This window comes from Bacteroidales bacterium, from assembly GCA_035647615.1.
In the GTDB taxonomy this organism is placed as follows: domain Bacteria; phylum Bacteroidota; class Bacteroidia; order Bacteroidales; family 4484-276; genus SABY01.
Genome location: DASRND010000032.1, coordinates 165,819 through 189,364, shown reverse-complemented (window position 1 = coordinate 189,364; position 23,546 = coordinate 165,819). Strand labels below are relative to the sequence as shown.

General features: G+C 46.7%; 19 protein-coding genes. 5 read left to right on the top strand and 14 right to left on the bottom strand.

What is annotated here, in order from left to right; all coding sequences use genetic code 11:
* The first annotated feature begins 163 nt into the window (after positions 1-163).
* Positions 164-508 carry a nucleotidyltransferase domain-containing protein gene (locus VFC92_10700; GenBank protein HZK08657.1) on the top strand — a complete coding sequence of 115 codons (345 nt, stop codon included), beginning with the start codon at positions 164-166 and terminating at the stop codon, positions 506-508.
* 145 nt (positions 509-653) lie between these two features.
* On the opposite strand, the gene gdhA is transcribed toward VFC92_10700, so the two are convergent.
* Together gdhA and VFC92_10690 are read right to left on the bottom strand one after the other, a co-directional pair.
* Positions 654-1,991, bottom strand: a complete 1,338-nt coding sequence (gene gdhA / locus VFC92_10695) for an NADP-specific glutamate dehydrogenase (GenBank protein ID HZK08656.1) — start codon at positions 1,989-1,991, stop codon at positions 654-656.
* Positions 1,992-2,347: 356 nt separating this feature from the next.
* Positions 2,348-4,000, bottom strand: coding sequence for a sodium/sugar symporter (locus VFC92_10690; protein HZK08655.1), 1,653 nt, complete (start codon positions 3,998-4,000; stop codon positions 2,348-2,350).
* 193 nt (positions 4,001-4,193) lie between these two features.
* On the opposite strand from VFC92_10690, the gene VFC92_10685 reads away from it, so the two are divergent.
* On the top strand, positions 4,194-5,243 hold the full coding sequence (locus VFC92_10685; GenBank protein HZK08654.1) for an aldose epimerase family protein: 1,050 nt from the start codon (positions 4,194-4,196) through the stop codon (positions 5,241-5,243).
* 89 nt (positions 5,244-5,332) lie between these two features.
* Entirely contained in the window at positions 5,333-6,913 is a 1,581-nt protein-coding gene (locus VFC92_10680) for a M28 family peptidase (protein ID HZK08653.1), read from the top strand.
* Positions 6,914-7,238: 325 nt separating this feature from the next.
* On the opposite strand, the gene VFC92_10675 is transcribed toward VFC92_10680, so the two are convergent.
* The 12 genes from VFC92_10675 to VFC92_10620 all read right to left on the bottom strand — a co-directional run bounded on the left by VFC92_10675 (position 7,239) and on the right by VFC92_10620 (position 19,244).
* A complete protein-coding gene (locus VFC92_10675) occupies positions 7,239-8,093 on the bottom strand; it encodes a T9SS type A sorting domain-containing protein (GenBank protein HZK08652.1) in 855 nt (284 codons plus the stop codon).
* A gap of 259 nt (positions 8,094-8,352) precedes the next feature.
* Positions 8,353-8,739 (bottom strand): DUF202 domain-containing protein, encoded by a 387-nt coding sequence (locus tag VFC92_10670; protein ID HZK08651.1) that lies wholly within the window; start codon positions 8,737-8,739, stop codon positions 8,353-8,355.
* 89 nt (positions 8,740-8,828) lie between these two features.
* On the bottom strand, positions 8,829-9,275 hold the full coding sequence (locus VFC92_10665; GenBank protein HZK08650.1) for an OsmC family protein: 447 nt from the start codon (positions 9,273-9,275) through the stop codon (positions 8,829-8,831).
* Between the two features lie 95 nt (positions 9,276-9,370).
* A complete protein-coding gene (locus VFC92_10660; protein HZK08649.1) occupies positions 9,371-10,018 on the bottom strand; it encodes a carboxymuconolactone decarboxylase family protein in 648 nt (215 codons plus the stop codon).
* 142 nt (positions 10,019-10,160) lie between these two features.
* Entirely contained in the window at positions 10,161-10,463 is a 303-nt protein-coding gene (locus tag VFC92_10655; protein ID HZK08648.1) for a DUF1016 N-terminal domain-containing protein, read from the bottom strand.
* Positions 10,464-10,660: 197 nt separating this feature from the next.
* Entirely contained in the window at positions 10,661-12,505 is a 1,845-nt protein-coding gene (locus VFC92_10650) for a UvrD-helicase domain-containing protein (protein HZK08647.1), read from the bottom strand.
* Positions 12,506-12,830: 325 nt separating this feature from the next.
* Positions 12,831-13,727 (bottom strand): polyphosphate kinase 2, encoded by an 897-nt coding sequence (ppk2, locus tag VFC92_10645; protein ID HZK08646.1) that lies wholly within the window; start codon positions 13,725-13,727, stop codon positions 12,831-12,833.
* Between the two features lie 20 nt (positions 13,728-13,747).
* Complete coding sequence (locus VFC92_10640) at positions 13,748-14,911, bottom strand: galactokinase (GenBank protein ID HZK08645.1); 1,164 nt, start codon at positions 14,909-14,911, stop codon at positions 13,748-13,750.
* A gap of 318 nt (positions 14,912-15,229) precedes the next feature.
* Positions 15,230-15,772 (bottom strand): DUF255 domain-containing protein, encoded by a 543-nt coding sequence (locus VFC92_10635; GenBank protein ID HZK08644.1) that lies wholly within the window; start codon positions 15,770-15,772, stop codon positions 15,230-15,232.
* A gap of 84 nt (positions 15,773-15,856) precedes the next feature.
* Positions 15,857-16,303, bottom strand: coding sequence for an SsrA-binding protein SmpB (gene smpB / locus VFC92_10630; protein ID HZK08643.1), 447 nt, complete (start codon positions 16,301-16,303; stop codon positions 15,857-15,859).
* Positions 16,304-16,657: 354 nt separating this feature from the next.
* Complete coding sequence (locus tag VFC92_10625) at positions 16,658-17,818, bottom strand: sigma-54 dependent transcriptional regulator (protein ID HZK08642.1); 1,161 nt, start codon at positions 17,816-17,818, stop codon at positions 16,658-16,660.
* Between the two features lie 40 nt (positions 17,819-17,858).
* Positions 17,859-19,244: a T9SS type A sorting domain-containing protein gene (locus VFC92_10620; protein ID HZK08641.1), complete on the bottom strand. Its 1,386-nt coding sequence runs from the start codon at positions 19,242-19,244 to the stop codon at positions 17,859-17,861.
* 102 nt (positions 19,245-19,346) lie between these two features.
* On the opposite strand from VFC92_10620, the gene VFC92_10615 reads away from it, so the two are divergent.
* Entirely contained in the window at positions 19,347-21,659 is a 2,313-nt protein-coding gene (locus VFC92_10615; protein ID HZK08640.1) for a T9SS type A sorting domain-containing protein, read from the top strand.
* Positions 21,656-23,500: a C1 family peptidase gene (locus VFC92_10610; protein HZK08639.1), complete on the top strand. Its 1,845-nt coding sequence runs from the start codon at positions 21,656-21,658 to the stop codon at positions 23,498-23,500. Before VFC92_10615 ends, VFC92_10610 begins: the two co-directional genes overlap by 4 nt.
* Positions 23,501-23,546 lie beyond the last annotated feature (46 nt).

Below are 23,546 nucleotides of genomic sequence, written 5' to 3'. Positions count from 1 at the left end.
AAGAAAGAAGAGATGAGAAATGAGCGATGAGTGACGAAACCCAAAGAAGTGATAAAAATATAGTTTTACAACAAAAGCCGCCACAATGACGTTGAAATTGTCTGTCAATGAAGTGAATAAGATTCATAAAAAATTGAATGATGAGCAATGAAGACATCTGAAAATGTTTGGTTTAAAATCAGAACAAATTGCAGCTATTGACCAATGCTTTGAAAAGTATCCTGAAATAGATTTGGCTATCATTTATGGTTCAAGAGCCAAAAACACCTACAGATATAATTCAGACATTGATTTGACCCTGATTGGAGACCTTTCTTTTCGACAACTTTTGAAATTAGAAAATGAACTGGACGACCTCCTCTTACCATACAAAATAGACCTTTCACTAAAAAGCACCATTTCTAATGCTGATTTGATCGAACATATCGACAGAGTAGGGAAAATATTCTACGACAAAAGTCGAAAGATTAATTCAGCTAAAGTAGCGAGTGGTGAGAGAGTGGATTGATTTCCCATCCTTATTAAAACATTATCAGTTCAAAACTCTTCCCGGGAGCACAAAAAAAACCTCTGCCGGATCGACAGAGGTTTTAACCTAATAAAAATTTAAACTATGACTCACAAATACTTGTTCAGTATTGTCATTTGATATGTTATACCACGCCCTGGTCAACCATAGCGTTGGCAACTTTGAGGAAGCCGGCCACGTTGGCGCCTTTTACGTAGTTGATGTAACCATCGGCTTGTTTGCCGTTGATAACGCACTGCTCATGAATATCTTTCATAATTTGGTGCAGCTTGGCATCAACTTCTTCACTTGTCCAGCTGTACTTCATCGAGTTTTGCGACATTTCGAGACCTGAAGTGGATACACCACCAGCATTGACAGCTTTACCAGGTCCGAATAATATTTTACTTTTCAGAAATACTTCGATAGCCTCAGGTCTGCAACCCATGTTTGAAACTTCAGCAACAAGCATGGTTCCATTATCAACCAATTGTTTTGCATCTTCGCCACGTAATTCGTTTTGTGTAGCACAAGGACAAGCGATATCGCATTTTACTTCCCATGGACGTTTTCCTGCAAAGAATTTAGAACCTTTAAACTTTTCAGCATAAGGAGCAACAACGTCATTGTTTGAAGATCTTAACTCTAACATATAGTCGATTTTCTCGCCGGAAATACCAGCTTCGTCATATATGTAACCGTCAGGGCCAGAAATTGTAACTACTTTAGCACCAAGTTCGGTTGCTTTTGAAGCAGCACCCCATGCTACGTTACCAAAACCAGAAATAGCTACAGTTTTGCCTTTTATGGTATCATTCTTTGTTGCAAGCATTTCTTCAACAAAATAAATAGCACCATAGCCGGTAGCTTCCGGACGAATAAGGCTTCCGCCCCAGTTGCGTCCTTTGCCGGTGAATACACCTGTATTCTCCTGAGCCAGTTTCCGGTACATACCATACATAAACCCAATCTCACGGCCACCTACGCCAATATCGCCGGCAGGAACGTCAGTTTCGGGTCCAATGATACGCCACATCTCCAGCATCAACGACTGGCAGAAACGCATAATTTCACCATCTGATTTACCTTTTCCATTAAAATCAGAACCGCCTTTTCCACCGCCCATAGGCAACGTGGAGAGGCTATTTTTGAAGGTTTGTTCAAAACCTAAAAACTTCAGGATACTAAGGTTCACACTCGGGTGGAAACGCATGCCACCTTTGTATGGTCCAATGGCGTTGTTGAATTGAATGCGATAACCAAGGTTTACCTGTACTTGTCCGTTGTCGTCAACCCATGGAATCTTGAAGGTGAGAATGCGATCGGGCTCCACAATACGCTTGACGATGCCTGCGCTTTCAAATTGGGGGTTTTCTTTCAAAACATCTTCGAGTGTCTCGAGTACTTCTTGCACTGCCTGAAGATATTCCATTTCACCCGGATGTCTTTTTTCCAGGTCAATCATGAATTTTTTTAGATCCATTGGAATCAAATTTAAGTAATTAAATATTTGTGTGAACTTGTTAATAATCTTGCATTTATAGCACTACAAAGGACGCCATTATCGTTGAACTTACCAAACCTTTTCAGGCCTTTCACCGCAGGTGTAAGGAGATGTAAAAATTATTGATTGTTGTATTAATTTTTATTTGAAAACAATACTTTCTCCTTTTTTAATTTTGATAAAAAGCCTTGTGAAAACATGGGTGAAAAAAGGAGTGCAGTCAAAATCTCGTCCCGTATGGAATGAATTCACGGCAAACCTTTAGATAATGCAGCAACTAGAATAATCACTGAAAAGATAAATTCTATCTGTCTGCTCCCATCTCAAAACCAATCTTACCAAAAAATAGCATACAGTACTACCAAAATCAGAAGGACAGCATAAGCCGCCAGGTTAAAAGCCTTTCCGGTAATAAACGTCTTATTGGTCAGCACGATTCCTTTGGGGTCGTCGTCGAACTTATTGGTCGAAAGACTTACCATAGCAATCACCGTCATGGTGATAAGGAAAGTATAAAACATTTGATCGAGCCAGGGCAATTCGAGCGACGGCGTTAGTTTAAGCGCAAGCGCCACCGGTATTGAAACCAGGATGCCTGTAATAGCGCCACGGTTGGTAGCTTTTTTATAAAACAAACCCATCATGAATACCGCCAGGATACCTGGACTCACCAGTCCGGTATATTCCTGAATGTACTGGAAAGCCTGCTCGATATTGCCAAGCATGGGCGCCACGAATATTGCGATAAGTAAAGCTACGCCTCCTGAAATACGGCCAATGGCGACATCTTTGTTTTTGGCTTTTTTGTTTTCGAGATAGGGTTTGTAAATATCCATGGTGAAAATGGTAGAAGTGGAGTTGACCATGGAAGCCAGCGAAGATACGATAGCTGCTGCCAGCGCTGCCACCACCAGTCCTTTTAGACCTGAGGGAATAAAGGTTCCGATAAGCCAGGGATAGGCTTTGTCGTAGTTCATCGAGCCATCGGCTTTGGCAAAAGTATCGGTGATGCCGCTGATGATGGCGGTGCCTTCGGGTTGCGAATACATTACCCAAACGATGATGCCGGGGATTACCACAAAAAGCGGCACAATGAGTTTAAGAAAAGCGGCAAAGACAATACCGCGCTGTGCTTCACGCAGACTTTTGGCGGCAAGCGTGCGCTGGATGATGTACTGATTAAAACCCCAGTAATAAAGATTTGCCACCCACAAGCCGCCGATGAGCATGGCGATTCCCGGAAGATTAACAAACTCCGGGTTGTCGCGGCTGATGATCATGTGGAACTTATCGGAGGCAGTGGCGTAGATGTGCTGAAATCCGTCGACGATACCACCGTCGGGCGTTACGTGGTTCAGCGCGATGATGGTAGTAATAAAACCGCCAATTACAAGCAGCGCCACCTGTACAACGTCGGTCCAGGCCACCGCTGCCAATCCTCCATAAATAGAATATGCTGCTGCAAAACATGCCAACCCAACGATGGCCGGAAAGATCATGCTCCCGTCGCCGTTGCCCAAAATGGTATCGATGGCTTTGCCACCCAGAAAAAGTACAGTGGTAAGGTTGACAAAGATAAAAAGCGCAATCCAGAAAATGGCCAGGATGGTTTTTAGGTTTGTGCTGAAACGTTTTTCGATAAACTCGGGGATGGTGTAAAGGCCTTTTTCGATGAAGATCGGCAGGAAGTACTTCCCAACGATTATAAGCGTCAGGGCTGCCATCCACTCGTAGGATGCGATGGCCAAACCCACCGCCATGCCCGATCCCGACATGCCGATCATTTGTTCGGCGGAGATGTTGGCTGCGATCAGCGAAGCGCCGATAGCCCACCAGGGCAGCGACTTGCCAGCCAGGAAATAATCTTCCGCATTGCGTTCGTGACCTTTTTTCTTTCGCGACACAAACAATCCGATGCTCATGATAATGATGGCATAAGCAATGAATATCGCGTAATCCCAAAACGAAAATCCTACTTCAGCTGTCATAGTTTTTTTATGTTAAAATGAAAAGGATATTAGTACGAAAAAAACGCCGCAAGATACTACTTTTGCCTTTTCGCTATGCGACGAAATATTTTAGAGAAAAATGCCGATGATTAAAAACCTGATAATACTGGTTTTGCCCGTTTTACTTTTGAGCTGTGGCGGAAACCAAAAACAACAAATAGCAGAAAACGTCATGGAATTAACAAAAAAAATTTACGATGAAACCGATGGTCAACAAGTTTACAGCTACACCATCCGCAACAGCGACAATATTACGGTTGAGCTGATCACCTACGGCGGCACCATAACGCATCTGTGGGTTCCCGATGCAAAGGGGAAACTTGCCGATGTGGTTACTGGCTACGACAGCCTGGCCGAATATGCTGCCGGTAGAAACTATTTTGGCGCGTTGGTGGGACGCTGCACCAACAGGATTTCACAGGGCAATTATACACTTGACGGAAAGAAACATCAGTTGGCGAACAACGCCGGCTCCGACCATCTGCATGGCGGCGTCGTAGGCTTTAATAAAAAGGTGTGGCAAGCCGAAGATTTCATCTTTGCCGACAGCGCCGGAGTGGTGCTTACGCTTACCAGCCCCGACGGCGACGAAGGTTATCCCGGAAACCTGCGGGTGCAGGTAACTTACACGCTGACCAACCGCAACGAGCTAAAGATTGATTATGCAGCAACCACCAATTCGCCCACAATCGTCAACCTGACGCATCACAGCTATTTTAATCTGGACGGCCACAACAGCGGCTCTATGCTCGCCCACAAGCTACAAATTAACGGCGATGCTTATCTGCCGATAGATCAGGCGCTGGTGCCAACAGGTGAGATAAAACCTGTGGAAGGCACGCCGATGGATTTCCGGCATCCGCATGTTATCGGCGAACGAATAGCAAAGGTGCCGGGCGGCTACGACCATACCTGGGTGCTCAAAAACAAACACGATAGCGCACTACAACTTGCCGCTCGTCTGTGGGGACCACAAAGCGGACGCCTGCTCGAAGTATACACCGACCAGCCGGGCATTCAGTTTTATGCCGGAAACACGCTGGATAACGATCAAGGAAAACAGGGCGCCGTGTATGCTCAGCACGATGCTTTGTGTCTCGAAACGCAACATTTTCCCGACTCGCCCAACCATCCCGACTTTCCGTCGGTAGTGTTGAAGCCGGGTGAGAAATTTGTTTCACAGACGGTGTACAGATTTTTGAATGATAATAATGGACGATAGGAAGTACATTTTAAACTCAATAAACCATAATTTATCGGTTTCTTCCAGGTATCTCTAAAGAAACCATTAATACAAAAACTAAAATAATAATGAAAAGAAGATTGATGATTTTATTGTTGATGGGCGCTATGCTCACAGGCTACGGCCAAACGAACAACGTGGTGGAGCGCATCATCGAAATCGGAAAAACCGACAACCAAACCATGCAACACCTCGACGTGCTTTGCAATCGTTTTGGCGGACGGCTGGTAGGCTCGGATGCTTTTGAAAATGCTGCCGAATGGGCTACCTATAAATTCGAAAATTGGGGCATGGAGGTGATCAAGGACGAGGCCGGCGAGGTGCCGGTTGGTTTCAACCGCGGGCCGTGGTTTGGCCGCATGCTCTCCGACAACGGCATGCACCTGCACTTTGCCACACCCAGCTATACTTCAGGAACCAAAGGCGTGCAGCGCGGTCACGTGGTGATCGAGCCTGCCAACCAGCGCGAGTTCGACAGAATGAAGAAACGCCTCAACGGCGCCTGGGTGCTCATTGGCGGCGAAAGTAGTGGCTGGCCTATCGACTGGTCGGCAGCCGGTGACTCACGCCGCGACTCGATAAAACTGGTGAATGACGATATCAACGAGCAAAACAGTGTGATCCGCCGGGCGAACCGCGAGGCACGCGAAGCCGGGCTCCCCGAAAAGGAACTGATCCAGCTCATAGAAGAACCGGCACTATTTTACAAAGAAATGCGCGAGGCCGGCATTTTGGGAATCATACAATCAGCCAAAATTCCGATCCGCGTGCTCTACGATCGCAAAAATATTATGTCGATGACTTTCGAAAGCCTTCCTACCGTGCCCGATATCAAGCTCGACGAACACCAGTATGCCATCATCCGGCAAATGGCCGAAGAGCGGCATTACTTCCTGCTGGAGTTCGACATCCGCAACCATTTCAAGATGGGACCGGTGAAATATCACAACATAATCGGCGTGATAGAAGGCACGGAGTTTCCGGATGAGTACGTGATCATGGGCGCTCACCTGGATGCTTACGATGTAGCTACAGGTGGTATCGACGATGGTGCGGGCGTTACGCCCACCATGGAAGCTGCCCGCCTGATCATGGAGGCCGGAGGAAAGCCGCGTCGCACTATCCTGGTAATGCTTTTTGCCGGCGAGGAGTTTGGCCTTTGGGGCTCACAAAGTTGGATCGACCGCAACCCCGAAAAACTGGCGCGAATCTCCAACATGATAAACCGCGACGGCGGCCCCACAGTACCCATGAGCGTGAGCGTACCGGCAAATATGCGTGAAGATTTTGAAGCCATCTGCGCACCCATCAACTCCATCAATCCCGACTTCCCATTTACGGTAAACGATCGTGACCCTATGGAGCGCCCCACTAAAGCCTGGGGCACCGACAGCGGCCCATTTGCCGTAGCCGGCGTGCCAGTGATTAGTTTCAACTGTGAAGACCCGAAGGGTTACAACTTCAGCTATCACGAAATATGGCACACCGAGCGCGACCAATACAACAAAAGCATCCCCGAATACCAGAACCACGCGGCCATTGCTACCGCTATCATGGTATATGGCCTGGCCAACCTGGATCATCTGCTGCGGGCTGACGATTATTACCAGACGCCGCAAATGGAAAAACCGGAGAAAAAGAGGAAATAGAGAAGTTGTCGGGTTTACCCTGGGTTCGCAGCCCCGTAGGGTTTGACGTTTCGAGGTCCGCCAACCGGCGGACGCTCGAAAGCCTGAGAACAAGCTGCACGCTGCAAGTATAAAATTATGAACTAAACAGCTCCGTAGGAGTGGTATTATGGTAGATCGAGGGAAGAATCGGGCAACGCAAAGCTCCGTAGGAGCGACACCCTGTTTGACCATAATGTGAAAAAGCAAGTACAGTCTGCAAAATTAGGTGCAGCTTAGGCGGTGGTTGAGCTTGTCGAAACCAGCCTAAGCTGAACATAGGGCATATTAAGGATTCGTTAAACTTCTACTCCACCACCAGCTTTACCGAAATCCTCTTGTTATCGAAAGTAGTGATGGTAACAAAATAAAGCCCCGGTGCCAGATCATAGGTGGAAGGGGCATCGGTTTCTAAAAAGCTGCGTACCAGCTTACCGAAAACATCGTAAATGCTGATTGAGCCAGAGACGCCGGGAGCCTGTATAGTTATATTTTCTCCGCTTCTGACGGGATTTGGTGATACAGAAATATTTGTGCCTGGCGATGGTTCGTCGATGCCAACGCTGGTGCCGTAGCAGGTGGTGGCGAAGGGCATCCGGTATTGCAGGATGTCGTTTTCGTAGTAGCACAGCAGTTCCCACATCGGACAGACGACACACATACTAAACATGCTATAAAGCGGCCCCGACAGGCTACCGATTCCTTCCACCCACGTGTCGTAAAGCTCTTCGCTTTGCAGCAGCCACTGCCGGCGCTCCACGCCAAAGTACTCCACGGTGTCGATACTGACAACCGTTACCGGTATATCATATTCATAACAGAAAAAGTTGCGCACCATGGCGGTTTCGCCCACTTGCAGGTTGAAGTTGTAAAGCACGCCTTCGGTAAGATTGGGCTGCATGTAATACACAATATTGTCGGCTTCGCGCAGCAGCCCCATAAATTGCAAGCTTACCAGCGAATCAAACGAAACCCAAATTTTGCTGTAGGTGGTACCATCGACGATGGAATCGCCCTGAATCTTAAATATCTCTGTGCCGACGTAACTAGGAAATGCCGTCAGGAGAACGTTCCATTGTTTATCCTGTGAGATAAATCCCTGCCCAACCAATGATGTACTCATCAGCAAGGCCATTGCGAAAAGAAGCATTTGTTTTTTCATGGCAGTATGTTTTTATGTGTGCTGAACCATTGAAAACCAGTTACGGACAAAGGTAAGAAAATTTAAAAAGCAAGAAATAAATAAGATGTTTTTGATCTGGATTCTTGCAGAGAGAATACTCAGGGCAACACTTTGAATTCGTCTTTGCGAGATCTTATCGTTCGCCATTCTTTTACAATGCTCATTTCCTTAATTGTAAATGGACTTTTCATAGCGTACTTAATTTGTAATAAAAGAGATCGATAAAAAGTCTATCCAATCAAATCGTCGACAGCAGGTAGAATATCAAAAGCACGCCGCCGATTATCAGCACCAGCGTTGTAAAAAGTAAAAGCAGCGAGGAGGGATAATACGAATTGCTTCTCAATTGTATTTCATGCCTTCGGTACTGGATGAAGGCCATGAACGCAAGTAAAACACCTATCGCCACCATCACCACTCCCACTTCCGACGAATGTACCTGCGAAGGATATTCGGCGGGATTGAACAACAGGGCAAGTTGCTTGAGGAATAAACCGAATCTCACTATTACGAAGCCAAAACCCATCAGGGCAATACTGGTGCGTATCCAGGCCAGGAAAGTCCGCTCGATAGCAAGATGCTCACGCGACTTATCAAACAGGTTTTTGTCTTTTGGTTCTTTCATCGGGAAATAGATTTTTGTATGCGTCGCGAAGGCAAAGCGCACAGTAGAATTCGGTACGAATTATCTGCAACCGTTATCAGTCCTGCAGATTACAATTCGACAGTCTGGCCATTTACCAATACGCTGATACTCACTTTCGACACCTGACGCATCATATACGTCAAACCACAGTACTTATCTTCGCTCATTGTTATGGCTTTTTTTATCGTATTAACATCCGTATTTCCTTCAATACGATACACCACATCAATGGTTTCAAAATACATCGGGTGCTCGGAGGTGAGTTTTCCTGAAATATCTATGGCAAACTTTGAGGGCATTTCCGCTCTCAATTTTTCTAACAGAAAAAGCACAGCACCACCCGTACATGCTGCTAATCCCTGCAGGAATACATGCTTTGGCCCTGTAGCATTATTGTTTTTACCTCCATCAGCACCTTGCACCGCGATGGCTACTTTAGCTTCCGTTTTGTCGTTGGTGCCAGTGAACAGCATTTTTTCTGTCCAATCGATGGAAATGTTAAGCGGGTCTCTCATTTTTTTATCTTTTTAGATTTGTTTATAATAGGATTATTAATTTTTTCTTGTCAGTAACGCGGTCAGATTGCTTTGATATTTACCACAATTTCATCCTACTCCTCCGACGGAGTTGTGTCGAACCGTTCGTTTGGCAAACCTACCAAACCTCGCAGGAAGCCATGAATGATGGCTATGGGCAACATCAGAAAACCGACAATCTCCATTCCTAGTTCATAAACCACCGTGCTGTCTTTGTAAGGCTTTCCTTTGAGGCGCGACTGAAAAGCGCTCAGCGGTATGCCGTACATGTTGCCGGCAATCATCATCTGTGCGGCCGAAAGAATGATCCGCGCTTCTTTTTCGCCATATTCTTTTACAACAACATCGTAGGCATCCTTTGTGGGATACCCCCGCGTATCGGCAAAATGCTGGGCAAACATAATGGCTTTGGCTTCTTCAGGCCTGATAAAGTCGCCGCCGCCACTCAGAAAGCTGCTAATTTCTTCGTTGCTCATACCCTGGCTCAAAGCCATTTTGGTGTGCTGATAGGAACAGGCTGCACACCCGTTTACTTCCGTTACGGCCAGTTGCAAGCGCTCCACAAAATGCTCATCAACTAACTTACTTTTCTTATTGCCCATAAGTTTGCTCACAGCCCTGGGCGCATAAACAAACGACCGGTACAATTCCCACAACGTAAATTTCCGCTTGAACTCTGTCCTTTCGCTTATCGATTCAGGCAATTTTATCTCTTTTTTCATTTCGTTATTTTTAGCAATCACCCCAACGCAAACCGCCGAAGGTGATCTATTTTTAAATGGCTTAACGCCAATGCAGTCGTTTTAGTCTGCTGACAAATTCTCACGATGCGGCGGGGATTGCGGTTGTATTTCGATAATGGGTTCAATTGAATTGCGACCGCAGTGCGGACGCAATTGGGAATGTGCGGTACAATTGGCGATAACGCTCTAATTGCCTAACCGAAAATCCGCTTCCAAACTGTGGCTGCAACTGCCTTGACAATGATTGGATAAGAAAACTCCCGTACTCTGCGCGGACTTCACCCTGCTGCTCTTCTTCGAAAATTACCTTGCCGATTTGCCAGTACATTACAACCCGCTCATGGTCAACCGAACGGATTGCCCGATCGCGCGACTGGGAAATAATGTCCCATATTTGCTGTAAAAGTTCTCTCTTTATTTCCATGTCGATGTTCTAGATTACTGATGAAGTTGCGGTTTCAATTTATTGTCTAAAAATGCTATAAAGTTCATATCCCGCTATGCCATTTCAAAATTGCAGCACAAAGGTGGGGATAATTTTTTAAGGATGGAGTTGAGGGGGCTGCAACCAAAGCATACCAGCAAAACCCTCATTGGCTATATCACGTTTTAATCTCTTTTTTATATCCATCTTTTAGGCAGTGCCTCCCCAAATTTCCTAAACCTTTCATTTGCATTTAATACAATTAAATTCTGTCTTGTTCTTGTCATTGCAACGTAGACCTGTTTATCAAACAACTCAGAACTCCCATAATACTCAGATGGGATTAACATTATTACGTTTAAAACTTCCCAGCCTTTAAAGGAATGGATTGTTGACATTTTTAACCTGCCATCCCCCATCCAGAAAGCTTTCTTATGACGATGATATTTGCTTTCATCTTCATCCTCAAACACATGATTGACCAATAAACCTTTATTATCTATAAAATGCCTTACACATTCAATTCCATAATCCTTATTAGGCAACAAGATTACAGTATCAGACGCATGATTTGAAGTTGCATTTTTCTTGATAACTTCATACGAGTTATCAATTTTAGAAAGCCAGTCAGACTCATGAATATTTTCCCAAACAGTATGTTCAATATATTGGTTAAAAAGGTCAGGCCTTTGAATATTCTCAATCCTCACATCTTGATTTAAGCCAAACTCTTCGGAAAATCTTTTTGTAATTTCCGCAACACCTTCAGGCATTCTTACTACCGTTTTTAACTCAATCCAATCTCCGAATTTATCAACCCCTTGTCTTCGTTTGTCAAGCCAATCCAAATTACGCCCATAAATATTTTGCTTTTTGTCGCATACAACAACAAGTTCATCTCTCTCAGTTAGAAAGCTTTGTAACATTTTATACCACTCAATGTGATAATCCTGTCCTTCATCAATATATATAGCGTCGTATTTCTCATAGTATCCACGTTGAATTACCTCTAAAACTTTATTTGGAACAATTTCCCTAAAAGTGGCTTCACTATCTCCTGCTTCTTTGGGCCATTTTTCTCCGAACTCATTTAAGATGTCTTTGCAGAATCCATGAAAGTGTCCAAATGTAAATGACTTCCAACCGAACTCAAATGGACTTCTCTGAACCATATCCCGAATATAATGCCACAAAGTTATATTGAATGACAGAATAAGGATTGTTTTCTCTTGTGAAGCAAGTTTGCCAGCTCGATAAGCTAGAACTTGAGTTTTTCCGCTTCCCGCAACACCTCTTACTCTACAATGCCCCTCGGTTGGTTCAGAGAATAGTTTTTGATATTTATTTAAATTTAGTTTTACTGTTTGTTCTAAGGAATGAAAAGGTGGGTTTAGCCAAAAAAGTAGTTCTTGATTCCATTCTCTCTTCCAATAATAACTTTGAGTCAAGTAGCTATCGGGCACTATTTGTCTTAAGTTATTTGAACTTAATAAATCCTTTCCAAAAATCGGGAATGCTCCATAGTTAAGACTCAAATGTTTAAATAAATCATGGCAGCTTTTGGTTGATGCATTGTGAAAATATATTGACGTTTTAAGTAATCCATATTTTTTTTTGTCTTTATCAAATTCTTCACCTAGCTGCGGAACCAATTGACCTGACAGTTTTTCTTTGTAATGTTCAACTTGCTTTATCGGAGATTTTATCGAATATGTTCCATTCCTATCTGAAACACAAAACTCATACTGTCCTTGGTAGCTGTAATGTATCAAATCCCAATCTTTTACTTCAATTATTTGACAACCGACAAAAGGATGAAGTAAAACAATATCTGGCCTACTTCCATTTAAAAAAGGCTGCACAAAGATTAACCATCCCTTATAATTTGACAGGTTTTCATTTTTGGGTATTTTATTGTCATAAATAAACCCATCATCTTTTTGAAGATTCATGTCCAAGAATTCTATCAGGAACCTTTCACCGCTTGTTAACGGTTGTTTTAGATCATTAAGGGTTTCCCATTCAGGTATTACTCTATTCATTTGCTATTGTCTTTGTTAATTTCTATGCGTTCATTGATGGAAAGTACGTAGCAAACCCCGTAATTTGACTCCAATTACTGCTGGTAAGTCTTTTATCATTGCTGATGAAACAGTGATCCTTCTCAAAACCCAGACTTACTATCGGTTTTCCGACGTGAGTTTCATTATCCAAACAATCTGAAATTTGAACCATTTGCGCAAAGCCTAAATTATAGGCGCCAAATGTAGGTATAAAACTCATGTGCTTTGACTGCTCACCCTTGATTTTTCCATTCTAAATAAGGCATCCCCTCAGGGTTGTCATCATTCATTACAGGATTCACGGCTAATACACCTCCGGCACAAAAGTCTGCTCGCTCATGGGCGGGCGCATGTAGCCTTTGCCATCGGGACGTTCGGGCAGCTCGAAGTGTTCGGGCATCAGGTCCTGGTAGGGTATTTTGCTCAGCAGATGGCTGATGCAGTTGAGACGCGCCTTTTTCTTGTCGTCGGAAGGCACCACAAACCACGGCGATACCTTGGTGTCGGTGTAGGAAAACATCTCGTCTTTGGCGCGTGAGTATTCCACCCAGCGTTGCCGCGACTCCATGTCCATGGGGCTAAGTTTCCACCACTTGGTAGGGTCGTTGATGCGTGCCTGGAACCGTCGCTCCTGCTCTTCCACACTCACCGAAAACCAATATTTGATCATGATCAAACCCGAACGGATGAGCATGCGCTCGAAGTTGGGACAAGAACGCAGAAACTCCCAGTATTGCTCGTCGGTGCAGTAGCCCATTACACGCTCAACGCCGGCGCGGTTGTACCAGCTCCGGTCGAAGAGCACCATCTCGCCGGCAGCGGGCAGATGCGGCACATAACGCTGGAAATACCACTGCGTCATTTCGCGCTCGGTGGGCATGCCCAGCGCCACCACACGACAGACGCGCGGGTTGAGACTTTGCAAAATGCGCTTGATGGTACCGCCTTTGCCGGCAGCGTCGCGCCCCTCGAAAACCACCACCACGCGCAGCCCTTTCAACTTGATCCACTCTTGCAGCTTTGTCAGCTCTACCTGCAATCGCTGCAATTCAGCTTCGTAAAACTCATCCGTCAGCGGTGGTTGCTCCTCGTGATGCTCGTCGGGATGCTCCTCATGATTCTTCTCCTGACGCTTCTCGGGTTGGTTTTCATAATGGTTCTCTTCCACTTTTTCTTTGTTGTGCTTATTCTTGTTTCCCACGGTGTTGTTGGTTTTTTGTGCTATGATAATTTTCTTGCACCATCGCCGGGTTCTATCTCATAAAAATCGGCTTGCAAACCGATGGCCTGATGGTATTTCTGCGCAACGTTTTCTTTAAAATTCTCTTTGGCATCTTTTTGCACCAGACTGATGGTACATCCACCAAAGCCGGCGCCTGTCATACGTGAACCAAGCACGCCGGGGGTGTTTCGTGCGGCCTCCGCTAGTGCGTCAAGCTCCGGGCCGGTCACTTCGTAGTCGTGGCGCAGGGAGTTGTGCGAAGCATTCATAAGTTGGCCGAGCAGCGGCAGGTCGCCCAGTCGCAGAGCTTCCACCGCATCCAGCACCCGATGATTTTCGGAAAGGATGTGCGTGGCGCGTTTGCGGATGTTGGTGTCGGAGATAAGATGCTTTACGCCGAGGAACTCCTGAGAGGTCATGTCGCTCAAAAAATTGATGGGACGTATCTTGCTGAGATCTTCCACAGCTTTCTGGCACTCCTTCACACGCTCGTTATATTTGCTGTCGGCAAGGCCACGGCGCTTGTTGGTGTTGGCCACGATGATGCAATAATCCCCCAGCTTCAGCGGCACCAACTCATATCTCATGGTAGAAATGTCGAGAAACAAGGCATGATCTTTTTTACCAAAACCCACCGCAAACTGATCCATAATACCGCAGTTGACGCCCACAAACTGATTCTCGGCCTGCTGTGAAAGCTTCACCAGCTCCATCATCGGCAAATCTGCCCGCGCCTGATCGTTGAGCATTACTGCTGTCACCACCTCGATAGAAGCTGACGACGAAAGCCCGGCGCCATTGGGAATGTTACCATAATAAAGCAGATCGACGCCCTGCACTTTCACCTTGCGCTGTGCAAATTGGTCATAAACTCCCAAAGGATAATTCACCCAATGATCGCCCTGACGGGAAAAAGGTTTCCCAAGCGCAACCTCCGCCGCATAATCGAAATTTTCGGACGCCAGCCGCAACACTTGTTCCGTGTTGGGACGCGCCAGCAGATACGTGCCGAAATTGATGGCGCACGGCAGCACATAGCCATTGTTGTAGTCGGTATGCTCACCGATAAGATTGATACGCCCGGGCGCAAAAAACACTTCCAGCCCTTGCGCTGTCCCGCCGTAGCGGCTTATAAAGCTCTTCTTCAATTCGTCAATATTCATCAGCTTGTATTTTATTTACGATCCACTAAACTAATATTAATACAGAAATGAAAAGAAAAAGTCTTCAGTTCTCAGGCGGCAGCAAACAGAGATGATAGGTGAGAAATGGGCGTGAGTTGTGAGCCACGCGAGGGATGCCAGCCCTGATGATAGGATTACTCAAAAATATTTAAACACAATGTCTTAGCGGGAAGATTTGGGTTGCCATCCTCTCCCTTCGGTCGAGGATTGCATCCCACCGAGTAGTGGATTTACTTACTACGAAATGCTTACTTTGGGCTGTGAACTGCCGACTGCACTCTGCGCCATGCGCCTTGCCTATTTATTAAAACTCCCTTTAAAGGATACCTGGAAATCCTGAAACGACTCATTCTTATAGGCCTCTTCAACAATGAAGTGAAGCACGGGTTCGATCTTTTCGGGCGTGTTGTAGCCGGGCAGTATGGTGATAAGTCTTGTCTCCTGATCCAAAAAGGCAAACGACGGGTACGACATCTTTCCATTGAGCAAAGCTATGGCCAGTTGGTGTGCCGAGCGCTTTTTGTCGGGGTTTGGATTTACGAAGGTCTGGCCGTTTACGGTGACAGGGTCGCTGCCTTCGGCATCAAATTTTACGGGCCAGAAATTTTCGTTCATATATTTGGCTATCACCGGATCGGAAAAAGTATTGGAATCCATCTTCTTGCACCAGCCGCACCAATCGGTGTAGAGATCGACAAAGAATTTCTTCTGCTCTTTCTTGTTCAGCGCGATGGCCTCCTCCATGGTGTACCATTTTATCGTGGCTTCCTGCTGTGCTTGTAGCGTACCGTAAGCAAACAAGAGCGTGCCGATTAATAAAACTGAAAATATCTTTTTCATAATTTCTTTTCTAATAAAAATTTGGAACAATTGGATTAATAACTCAAAAACACTTGTTTCTGTTTACCCATTCCAAAAATAAAATTACATCCCGGCTCTGTCCATGTCGCGCTCCACATCTTTCCTTTTGATGGTCTCGCGTTTGTCGTAATAATGTTTTCCGCGTGCCAGCGCGATATTGAGCTTGGCCAGGCCTTTTTCGTTTACAAACAACAACACCGGGATGATGGTAAAACCTTTCTCGTTTACTTTGGTAGCTAATTTCTTCAGCTCACGGCGGTTGAGCAGCAGCTTGCGGTCGCGCTTAGGCTCGTGGTTGTAAATGCTTCCGAAAGTATAAACGGCCACATGCATATCTTTCACAAACAGCTCGTCACCTTTGAAAGCGCAAAACGCGTCGCCGATGTTGGCTCTGCCCAGGCGTATCGATTTTATCTCGGTACCCGTAAGCTGCATGCCAGCGGTAAGCTCCTCCACCAGAAAATATTGGTAAGAAGCTTTTTTATTTTTTATCTCGATAATGTTTGCCATAACAAGCTGCAAAAGTAGAAAAAATGAAAACATGATTATTTGACGTTTCGCCCTCCTGTCCTAAAACTTTACGAAAGTCGGTAACTTTTCTTTTGACGTTTCGAGGTCCTTTGGACGCTCGAAAGTCAGAGATAAACGCCAGCGTTTGGACGAGGTTGTACCTCGTCCGCTTTATTTTTACAGGCTGTGCCTGTCCACAAAATGGAAAAAGCAGGCACAGCCTGCAAAAATATATTCAAATTAGGCAGGCTTCGACAAGCTGGCTTCGACAAGCTCAGCCACCGCAGCCGCCGCAGCCTAAGCTGAACACATCCGTGGATTTATTAGGCATTTGGTATTTGAAATTTAAAGAAACTATCCCAGCGGATGCACGTAGCGGCTCACATCTTCCGCTGTCACCTCTTTGTCGCAGAGGATGGCCAGCCGTTCCACCACATTGCGCAGTTCCCGCACGTTGCCCGTCCAGTTGTAGTTTTCAAGTTCTTCCATGGCTTCAGCCGAAAAGGCCAAAGGTGCCCTTCCCATTTTTGGTGCTACCTCTTCCATAAAATGCTGCGCCAGCAGCGGGATGTCACCATGGCGCTGACTCAGATCGGGCACCTCGATGATGATTACACTTAGCCGGTGATAGAGGTCTTCGCGAAAGCGCCCCTGCTCTATCTCTTCACTCAGGTGTTTGTTGGTGGCAGCAATGATCCGCACGTCCACAACAATCTCTTTTTCGCCGCCCACGCGTGTTATCTTGTTTTCCTGCAGTGCCCGCAGCACCTTGGCTTGTGCCGAGACGCTCATGTCGCCGATCTCGTCGAGGAAAAGCGTGCCTCCATGCGCCAGCTCAAAATCACCTTTGCGTTGTTTGATGGCCGAAGTAAACGAACCCTTTTCATGGCCAAAAAGCTGGCTCTCGATGAGTTCGCTTGGGATGGCTGCGCAATTGACTTCGATAAAGGGCGCCTGTGCACGTTGACTTTTGTGGTGCAGCCATTGCGCCACCAGCTCTTTACCCGTACCGTTGCTGCCTTGTATCAACACCCGCGCGTTGGTGGGCGCCACGCGGTCAATCAGCTCTTTTACCTGCATCATCGCATCCGACTGGCCAATCATTTCCCAGGTCTGCGCCGTTTCCTGCTTCAGCGTCTTGGTTTCTTTTATCAATGTAGATTTATCCAGCGCATTGCGGATAGTGATGAGCAGCCGGTTGAGGTCGAGCGGCTTGGCAATATAGTCGTAAGCTCCTTTCTTGATGGCGTCCACAGCCGTTTCGATGGTACCGTGCCCGGAGATCATCACCACCGGCGTGTCGGTAATTTTCATGATGTGGTCGAGTACTTCCAGGCCGTCCATCTGGGGCATCTTGATGTCGAGCAGAATCACGTCGTACTTGCGGCTGTTGACCAGCTTCAAACCTTCTATGCCATTCTCGGCGTCATCAACTTTGTAATTTTCGTATTCCAGAATATCGCGCAACGTGTTGCGGATGCTGCGTTCGTCGTCAATCACTAATATTTTGGCCATCTTTTTTGGGTTGTTTTCTTTATTAATAAAATGATCTGATTTATCTTTTGATAAAAATAACGGCTCCTGTTCCTTTTTCGCCGGCAATGGAAAGCAGATAATGTCCGGCTGGCAGCGCTGAAATGTCTATTTGCATCTGGTTATCCAACACCTCTTGCTGCATCACCAGCCTGCCGTTAGCCGAAAAAATTGTCATAAGGCAAGGCTTTCTTTCCGTTGTGTTTCCAACCATTTGCAACGTGATAATGTTTACCGCCGGATTGGGGAAAACCCGGAAACGGGCAACAGGAGGCTCCTTGATAGCCTGCGGCGTAAACCATGACCAGAAAAACTGCTGTTTGTAAAAATTACGCCACTTCAAGTTGTACTCATCCCACGAATAAAAAGTGTACAATGTTTTGTTGTCGGCGGTGTCGTATTCGGAAACGGCAAGGCTGGCGGTGGCCCATTGGTTGGCACTGTACGACCAGTAATAGGTGAAAACTTCGCCGGGCAACTCCTGCTGATAAATGGTGGTAACTTTCGACCGGTTAAGCCACTCGCTGCCGTCCCACAGTTGCTGGATGCGCTCCTGCTGGCCAGGGCTGTAAATATAGCTTGTGAAATATTTGTACTTCCAGCTTTGCTGCACTTCATCATATTCGTATTGATACAGCTTACTGATGCGGTCATTTGCATCAAAAAAATAGTCGTATCGCTGAAAGTTGATCCAGGTATTTTCGTAAAGCTGGTGAATGATCTGGTCTAAATGTAGATTTTCGTCGTAGGTGGTAATGATGCGCAAACTATCGATCCATTGCTGCTGCTGCGCGTGCCATCGGTGATAATGACGGAGCGAATCCAGGCCATGCAGGTTGTAATCTATTTGCAAATAATAATCTTTGGTCCAATTCCCGGTAACGGTATCGTAGGCCTGAACCCAGACCTGGTGCGGGCGCTGTTTCTCGTCGTAAAGCGTTTCGGTGCGCTGGCCCCTGACAAATTTCTGCTTAACTTCATCCCACCCTTTCAGCCAGCTTATCCGCGGCTTACCATTGGCATCAAAAGCTATCGAATCGCTCAGCAGCCATTCATCGCCCGGCCAGCGGCGCACGTAAGTAAACAAGCTACGATAAAGCGTGTCGTTGGTATATGTTGCCTCAAAGCGGCTTTGCTTGTACCATTGGTAGCGCAGCGTGTCGTAAACATATTCGGCGGAAGCCGCAACATTGCCTGCATTGTTGATCTGCTCCACACGAAAAATCCTGCCCAGGAACCACTCCTGACCAAAGGCATTTCCATAAAAATAGTGCGTCGAATCGTTCACAAATTTGGCTTGACCAACAGTGTTTTCAGGATGAGCGTAAGGAGGAGGATTTTGAGCATCGACAACGGATGATAGAGTTAGACCAGCTATTAATAGAAAAAACAGAAAGAAGTTTCTCATCACAAGCAATTGCTTTTTTGTTAAAAAACAAAGATAACAACAATCCCTGAGGGTCATTTAAAAAACCTCTTTGGCTGTTTCCAATAAAATTATCTTTGCGCGATGTCGATCAAATTTTTAATATCAAAATCTATCAAGGCTTTTGTGCTGGTTTGCGCCTGCTGCCTGCTTTCAGCGATGCCTGCACAAAGCCAGTATGTGTTGCCCTTTGGTTTTCAAAAAAAACAAAGCATCACCGTTACCGACAGCCTTGGGCAACGGCTGGAAGCCGCCTGGGCAGGTGGAATGAACGCTTGCCAGTTTGGTGAAATCGACCTCGACGGTGATGGCAAACCCGAACTTGTTGTCTTCGACCGGCACGGCAACCGCACGCTTACCTACAAAAATGAAGGCAGCGCCGGACAAACGAATTATGTTTTTGCACCATCGCTCGCCCGCAGGCTGCCCCATTTCGACGACTGGGTGATCTTTGCCGATTACAATGGCGACGGGCGAAACGACATCTTTGCCTATTCCAAAAGCTACGCCGGCATACAGGTTTATCGCAACACCGGCGACACCTCTGCGCTGTTTGAGCGCGTGGTATATCCTTATCTGAAATCATTTCAGGGCAACGGCTATGTGAATGTGTTGGTGACCTACGCCGACTTTCCCGCCATCGTCGATTTAGACGGCGACGGCGACCTGGATATTCTCACCTTTTGGGGGCTGGGAGCGTTTGTGGAGATGCACCTCAACGAATCGATGGAAAGATACGGAACCCCCGACTCGCTGATCTTCAGACGTACCAACCGCTGCTGGGGCCGCTTTGCCGAAAGCGAAGAATCCAACGTGATCTACCTCGACACTTGTTTTGGCGAAAGAAAGTGGATTTGGCCTAACTCAGAACCCAAACACACCGGCTCCACTTTCCTTATTTTTGATAATAATGGCGACGGCCTGCCCGACCTGCTGCTGGGCGACGTAGATTACCCAGCGCCTGCACTGCTCATCAATGGCGGCACACCGGAGCTTCCGCTGATGACAAGTCATACTTTTAGCTTTCCTGATTACGACGTACCCATCCATCTTTGGTCGTTTCCAGTGATGAGTTATCTGGATGTGAACAACGATGGAGTAAAGGATCTGATCGTTTCACCATTCGATCCCAGCCTGGTAAAATCGCAGTATCACAACAATGTGTGGCTTTATGAAAATAAAGGCCAGACCAATCAGCCGGATTTTGAATTAATACAAACCGACTTTTTGCAAGATCAGATGCTCGACTTTGGCGCGGGCGCCTACCCTGCTTTCTTCGATTATAATAACGACGGGCTGATGGACATCATGGTGGGCAACTTCGGCTATCTCGACAGCACCTACTACGGCCTCGGTTTGAATCTTTATTGCGATTACCGCGCACAACTGGCGTTGCTGGTGAACACCGGCACTACTACCGAACCTTCTTTCCGGCTGGTCGACCGCCACTTTGTAGAACTTCCTGCAGCTGCCACTCCCGGCGGAAAAGCTCCTTTTGCCGCTGTGCCAGCCTTTGCCGACCTGGACGGCGACGGTAACGAGGATATGCTCGTGGGCAATGCCGAAGGAACCCTGTTTTATTACGTCAACATTGCCGCGCAAGGCCAAAATGCACACTTTGAATTGGCCGATACCTTCTATCAGCAGATTGACGTAGGCGCTTACAGCGCTCCTCAGCTTTTCGATCTGGATAAGGACGGCCGCAAGGATTTGATAATCGGAAAAAGAGATGGCAGAATTTCTTTTTATCAAAATCAGGGTACGGCTGCTGCACCAAATTTTGTGCACATCACCGACAGCCTCGGAGGCGTGAATGTTACCAACCCGAATCTAAGCATTTTTGGTTATAGCGTTCCACATTTTTACCGCGATGCCTCCGGAACCACTTATCTGTTTGTAGGCTCCGAATTTGGAGAAATCTATTTTTATGATCGTATAGACGAAGACCCTTTCGGGAAATACCACCTGGAGATGCAGAATTATTTGTGGATCGACGAAGGGCTGCGCAGCGCTGTGGCCATTGCGCACCTCGACGACGATGCTTATCCCGACATGATCGTTGGCAACTATTCCGGCGGACTCACTTATTTTAAAGGCACGACAGCGCCGCCTGCTGCAATTGATGAGCAATCTGCCGCGAAGCCTTTCATTACCGTTTCTCCCAACCCCGCCGACGACCGGATAAACATCATAATTAATGATCAAATAGCCCCGGCAATAAACACAGCGATTTTGACAGACTTATTTGGAAGAAAAGTGATGGAAATTCAAAACCCAGGCAGTAGTCTCTCCATGGCCGGCATTCCCGAAGGTATATATCTTTTACAGCTTTCGCTGAAACCTGCTGGTGAAAGGCCACAACAAATGGTTTTTAAAATTGTAATTCAACACCGATGAAGCACATTTTTTTAGCAATAGCTTCTTTATTAATAGCCGCAGGATTGCTGGCGCAGCCCGTTCCCGAAAAAGCTCCTGCGGATACAGCTTATAAAATCAATGCGGAAGAGCTTCAGGAGATGCAAGACAATGGCATCATTCTACCCCTGGAAATGCCGGCGCACGATGTATATGCAAATTTTCATTATGAGCGGCTTCGCGATTTGCCATCGGTTTATGATATTCGTGACTCGGCGTGGCTTACTCCCGTAAAAAGTCAGTCGACGGGCGGATGCTGGGCCTACTCAACGATGGGCACCATCGAAGCCCGCCTGATGATGCTTGGCTTTGGCGAATACAACCTTTCCGACAACAATCTGAAATTTTGCCACGGATATATCCCGCCGCGCAACACCAACGGCAACCACTGGATGTCGTCAGCATATTTTGCGCGTGCCGCAGGGCCTTATCTCGAAACCGAAGACCCATATCCGGGCGGTACCAGCAGCAACAATGATTGCCCCACACAGTTTTCACCGCAATTTTATATCGGCCAGTCGCGCTACCCGCCACCACAGGACGCGCAATATATCAAGCAAACCGTTCTGCAATACGGACCGGTGTGGAGCTTGCTCTATTTTAGTTATGACTATCTCAATTCGACCAACGCCACCTATTTTTATGGCGGCAGCCACGCCGTAAACCACGCCGGCGTTATCGTGGGCTGGAACGACACGCTCACCACCGCCGGCGGCACAGGTGCCTGGATTGTACGCAACACCTACGGCGCTTCCTTTGGACAGGGCGGCTATTATTACATTTCATACAACGATAGCCAATTTACCAAATATAACGGCTACTGGCCGCAGGCAGATGTATTCGATCCGACGGCAACCATCCATCAATACGACGATATTGGCGGATACTGGGGCGTCGGCTTTGGCAACAGCAAAGGCTGCGGTCTGGTGCATTTCGATGGCGCCGAAAAAGCTACCAGCCTTTCGCAAATCGGAACTTTTGTAGTTTCGGCCACCAGCAGCGTCACCATCAATGTTTACGATACTTTTTCTGATTCCCTTTCGGGATGGCTTGGCGCGATGCAAATGCAAGACGTAGAATTGCCGGGCTATTATACCTTCGATCTCGACACAACGATTTATCTGCCGACAGGGCAGGATTTTTATGTTGAGATTTGCTATAACAGCAACGACCCCGACGACCAGTGGCCCATCGCCGTCGAAGATACCATCGCCGGCTATGCCATGCCACACATCGAAACCGGACGCTTTTGGATTGCCCCTGATCCCGACATCTGGCCGACAGCCTGGTATCCGATCGGGCACAACACAGGCTCTCCGTACGATTTGTGCATCAAAGCCATCACGCACGATCTTTATTCCTTGTCGGGAATAGCGCAATGGGACGACACGCTGCAAAGTCCGGCCATCGGCGTGAGCATGTCACTGCGCGATGCCACAGGAAGAGCTGTCAGTTCGGTTGTCACAGATTCGACCGGCTATTACCGTTTTGAAAATCTGGCAAGCGGCGTATATCATCTGCGCGTTGATGTATCGGAAAATAGCTTTGGCATCATCAACTCAACCGATGCACTGGCGGTGGCTTTGCATCTGGATAGCATTCCTGGATTTACGCTTACCGGAGCCGCCCTGGCTGCCGCCGACGCCAACGCCGACCACACTCTCGACAGCCTCGATGTAATTGCAATCCAGCAGCACACAGTTTTTATACCCGGAGTAATTGGAAACCCGCGGCTGTTGGTTGATTTCCCCGAGGTTGTAATTAGCACCAGCAATTTGATTCATGATTTTAAGATTCGTGGAAGGGGGGATGTGAAGCGGTAGAGATTATTTTTAAGAGGGATTGGCTTTATTGAATTTGAATAACGTT

Bases quoted from the DNA above. Each gene is read 5' to 3' on its own strand.
- VFC92_10700 (HZK08657.1), top strand. From the start codon at position 164: ATGTTTGGTTTAAAATCAGAACAAATTGCAGCTATTGACCAATGCTTT.
- gdhA (HZK08656.1), bottom strand. From the start codon at position 1,991: ATGGATCTAAAAAAATTCATGATTGACCTGGAAAAAAGACATCCGGGT.
- VFC92_10690 (HZK08655.1), bottom strand. From the start codon at position 4,000: ATGACAGCTGAAGTAGGATTTTCGTTTTGGGATTACGCGATATTCATT.
- VFC92_10685 (HZK08654.1), top strand. From the start codon at position 4,194: ATGGAATTAACAAAAAAAATTTACGATGAAACCGATGGTCAACAAGTT.
- VFC92_10680 (HZK08653.1), top strand. From the start codon at position 5,333: ATGAAAAGAAGATTGATGATTTTATTGTTGATGGGCGCTATGCTCACA.
- VFC92_10675 (HZK08652.1), bottom strand. From the start codon at position 8,093: ATGAAAAAACAAATGCTTCTTTTCGCAATGGCCTTGCTGATGAGTACA.
- VFC92_10670 (HZK08651.1), bottom strand. From the start codon at position 8,739: ATGAAAGAACCAAAAGACAAAAACCTGTTTGATAAGTCGCGTGAGCAT.
- VFC92_10665 (HZK08650.1), bottom strand. From the start codon at position 9,275: ATGAGAGACCCGCTTAACATTTCCATCGATTGGACAGAAAAAATGCTG.
- VFC92_10660 (HZK08649.1), bottom strand. From the start codon at position 10,018: ATGAAAAAAGAGATAAAATTGCCTGAATCGATAAGCGAAAGGACAGAG.
- VFC92_10655 (HZK08648.1), bottom strand. From the start codon at position 10,463: ATGGAAATAAAGAGAGAACTTTTACAGCAAATATGGGACATTATTTCC.
- VFC92_10650 (HZK08647.1), bottom strand. From the start codon at position 12,505: ATGAATAGAGTAATACCTGAATGGGAAACCCTTAATGATCTAAAACAA.
- VFC92_10640 (HZK08645.1), bottom strand. From the start codon at position 14,911: ATGAATATTGACGAATTGAAGAAGAGCTTTATAAGCCGCTACGGCGGG.
- VFC92_10635 (HZK08644.1), bottom strand. From the start codon at position 15,772: ATGAAAAAGATATTTTCAGTTTTATTAATCGGCACGCTCTTGTTTGCT.
- smpB (HZK08643.1), bottom strand. From the start codon at position 16,303: ATGGCAAACATTATCGAGATAAAAAATAAAAAAGCTTCTTACCAATAT.
- VFC92_10625 (HZK08642.1), bottom strand. From the start codon at position 17,818: ATGGCCAAAATATTAGTGATTGACGACGAACGCAGCATCCGCAACACG.
- VFC92_10620 (HZK08641.1), bottom strand. From the start codon at position 19,244: ATGAGAAACTTCTTTCTGTTTTTTCTATTAATAGCTGGTCTAACTCTA.
- VFC92_10615 (HZK08640.1), top strand. From the start codon at position 19,347: ATGTCGATCAAATTTTTAATATCAAAATCTATCAAGGCTTTTGTGCTG.
- VFC92_10610 (HZK08639.1), top strand. From the start codon at position 21,656: ATGAAGCACATTTTTTTAGCAATAGCTTCTTTATTAATAGCCGCAGGA.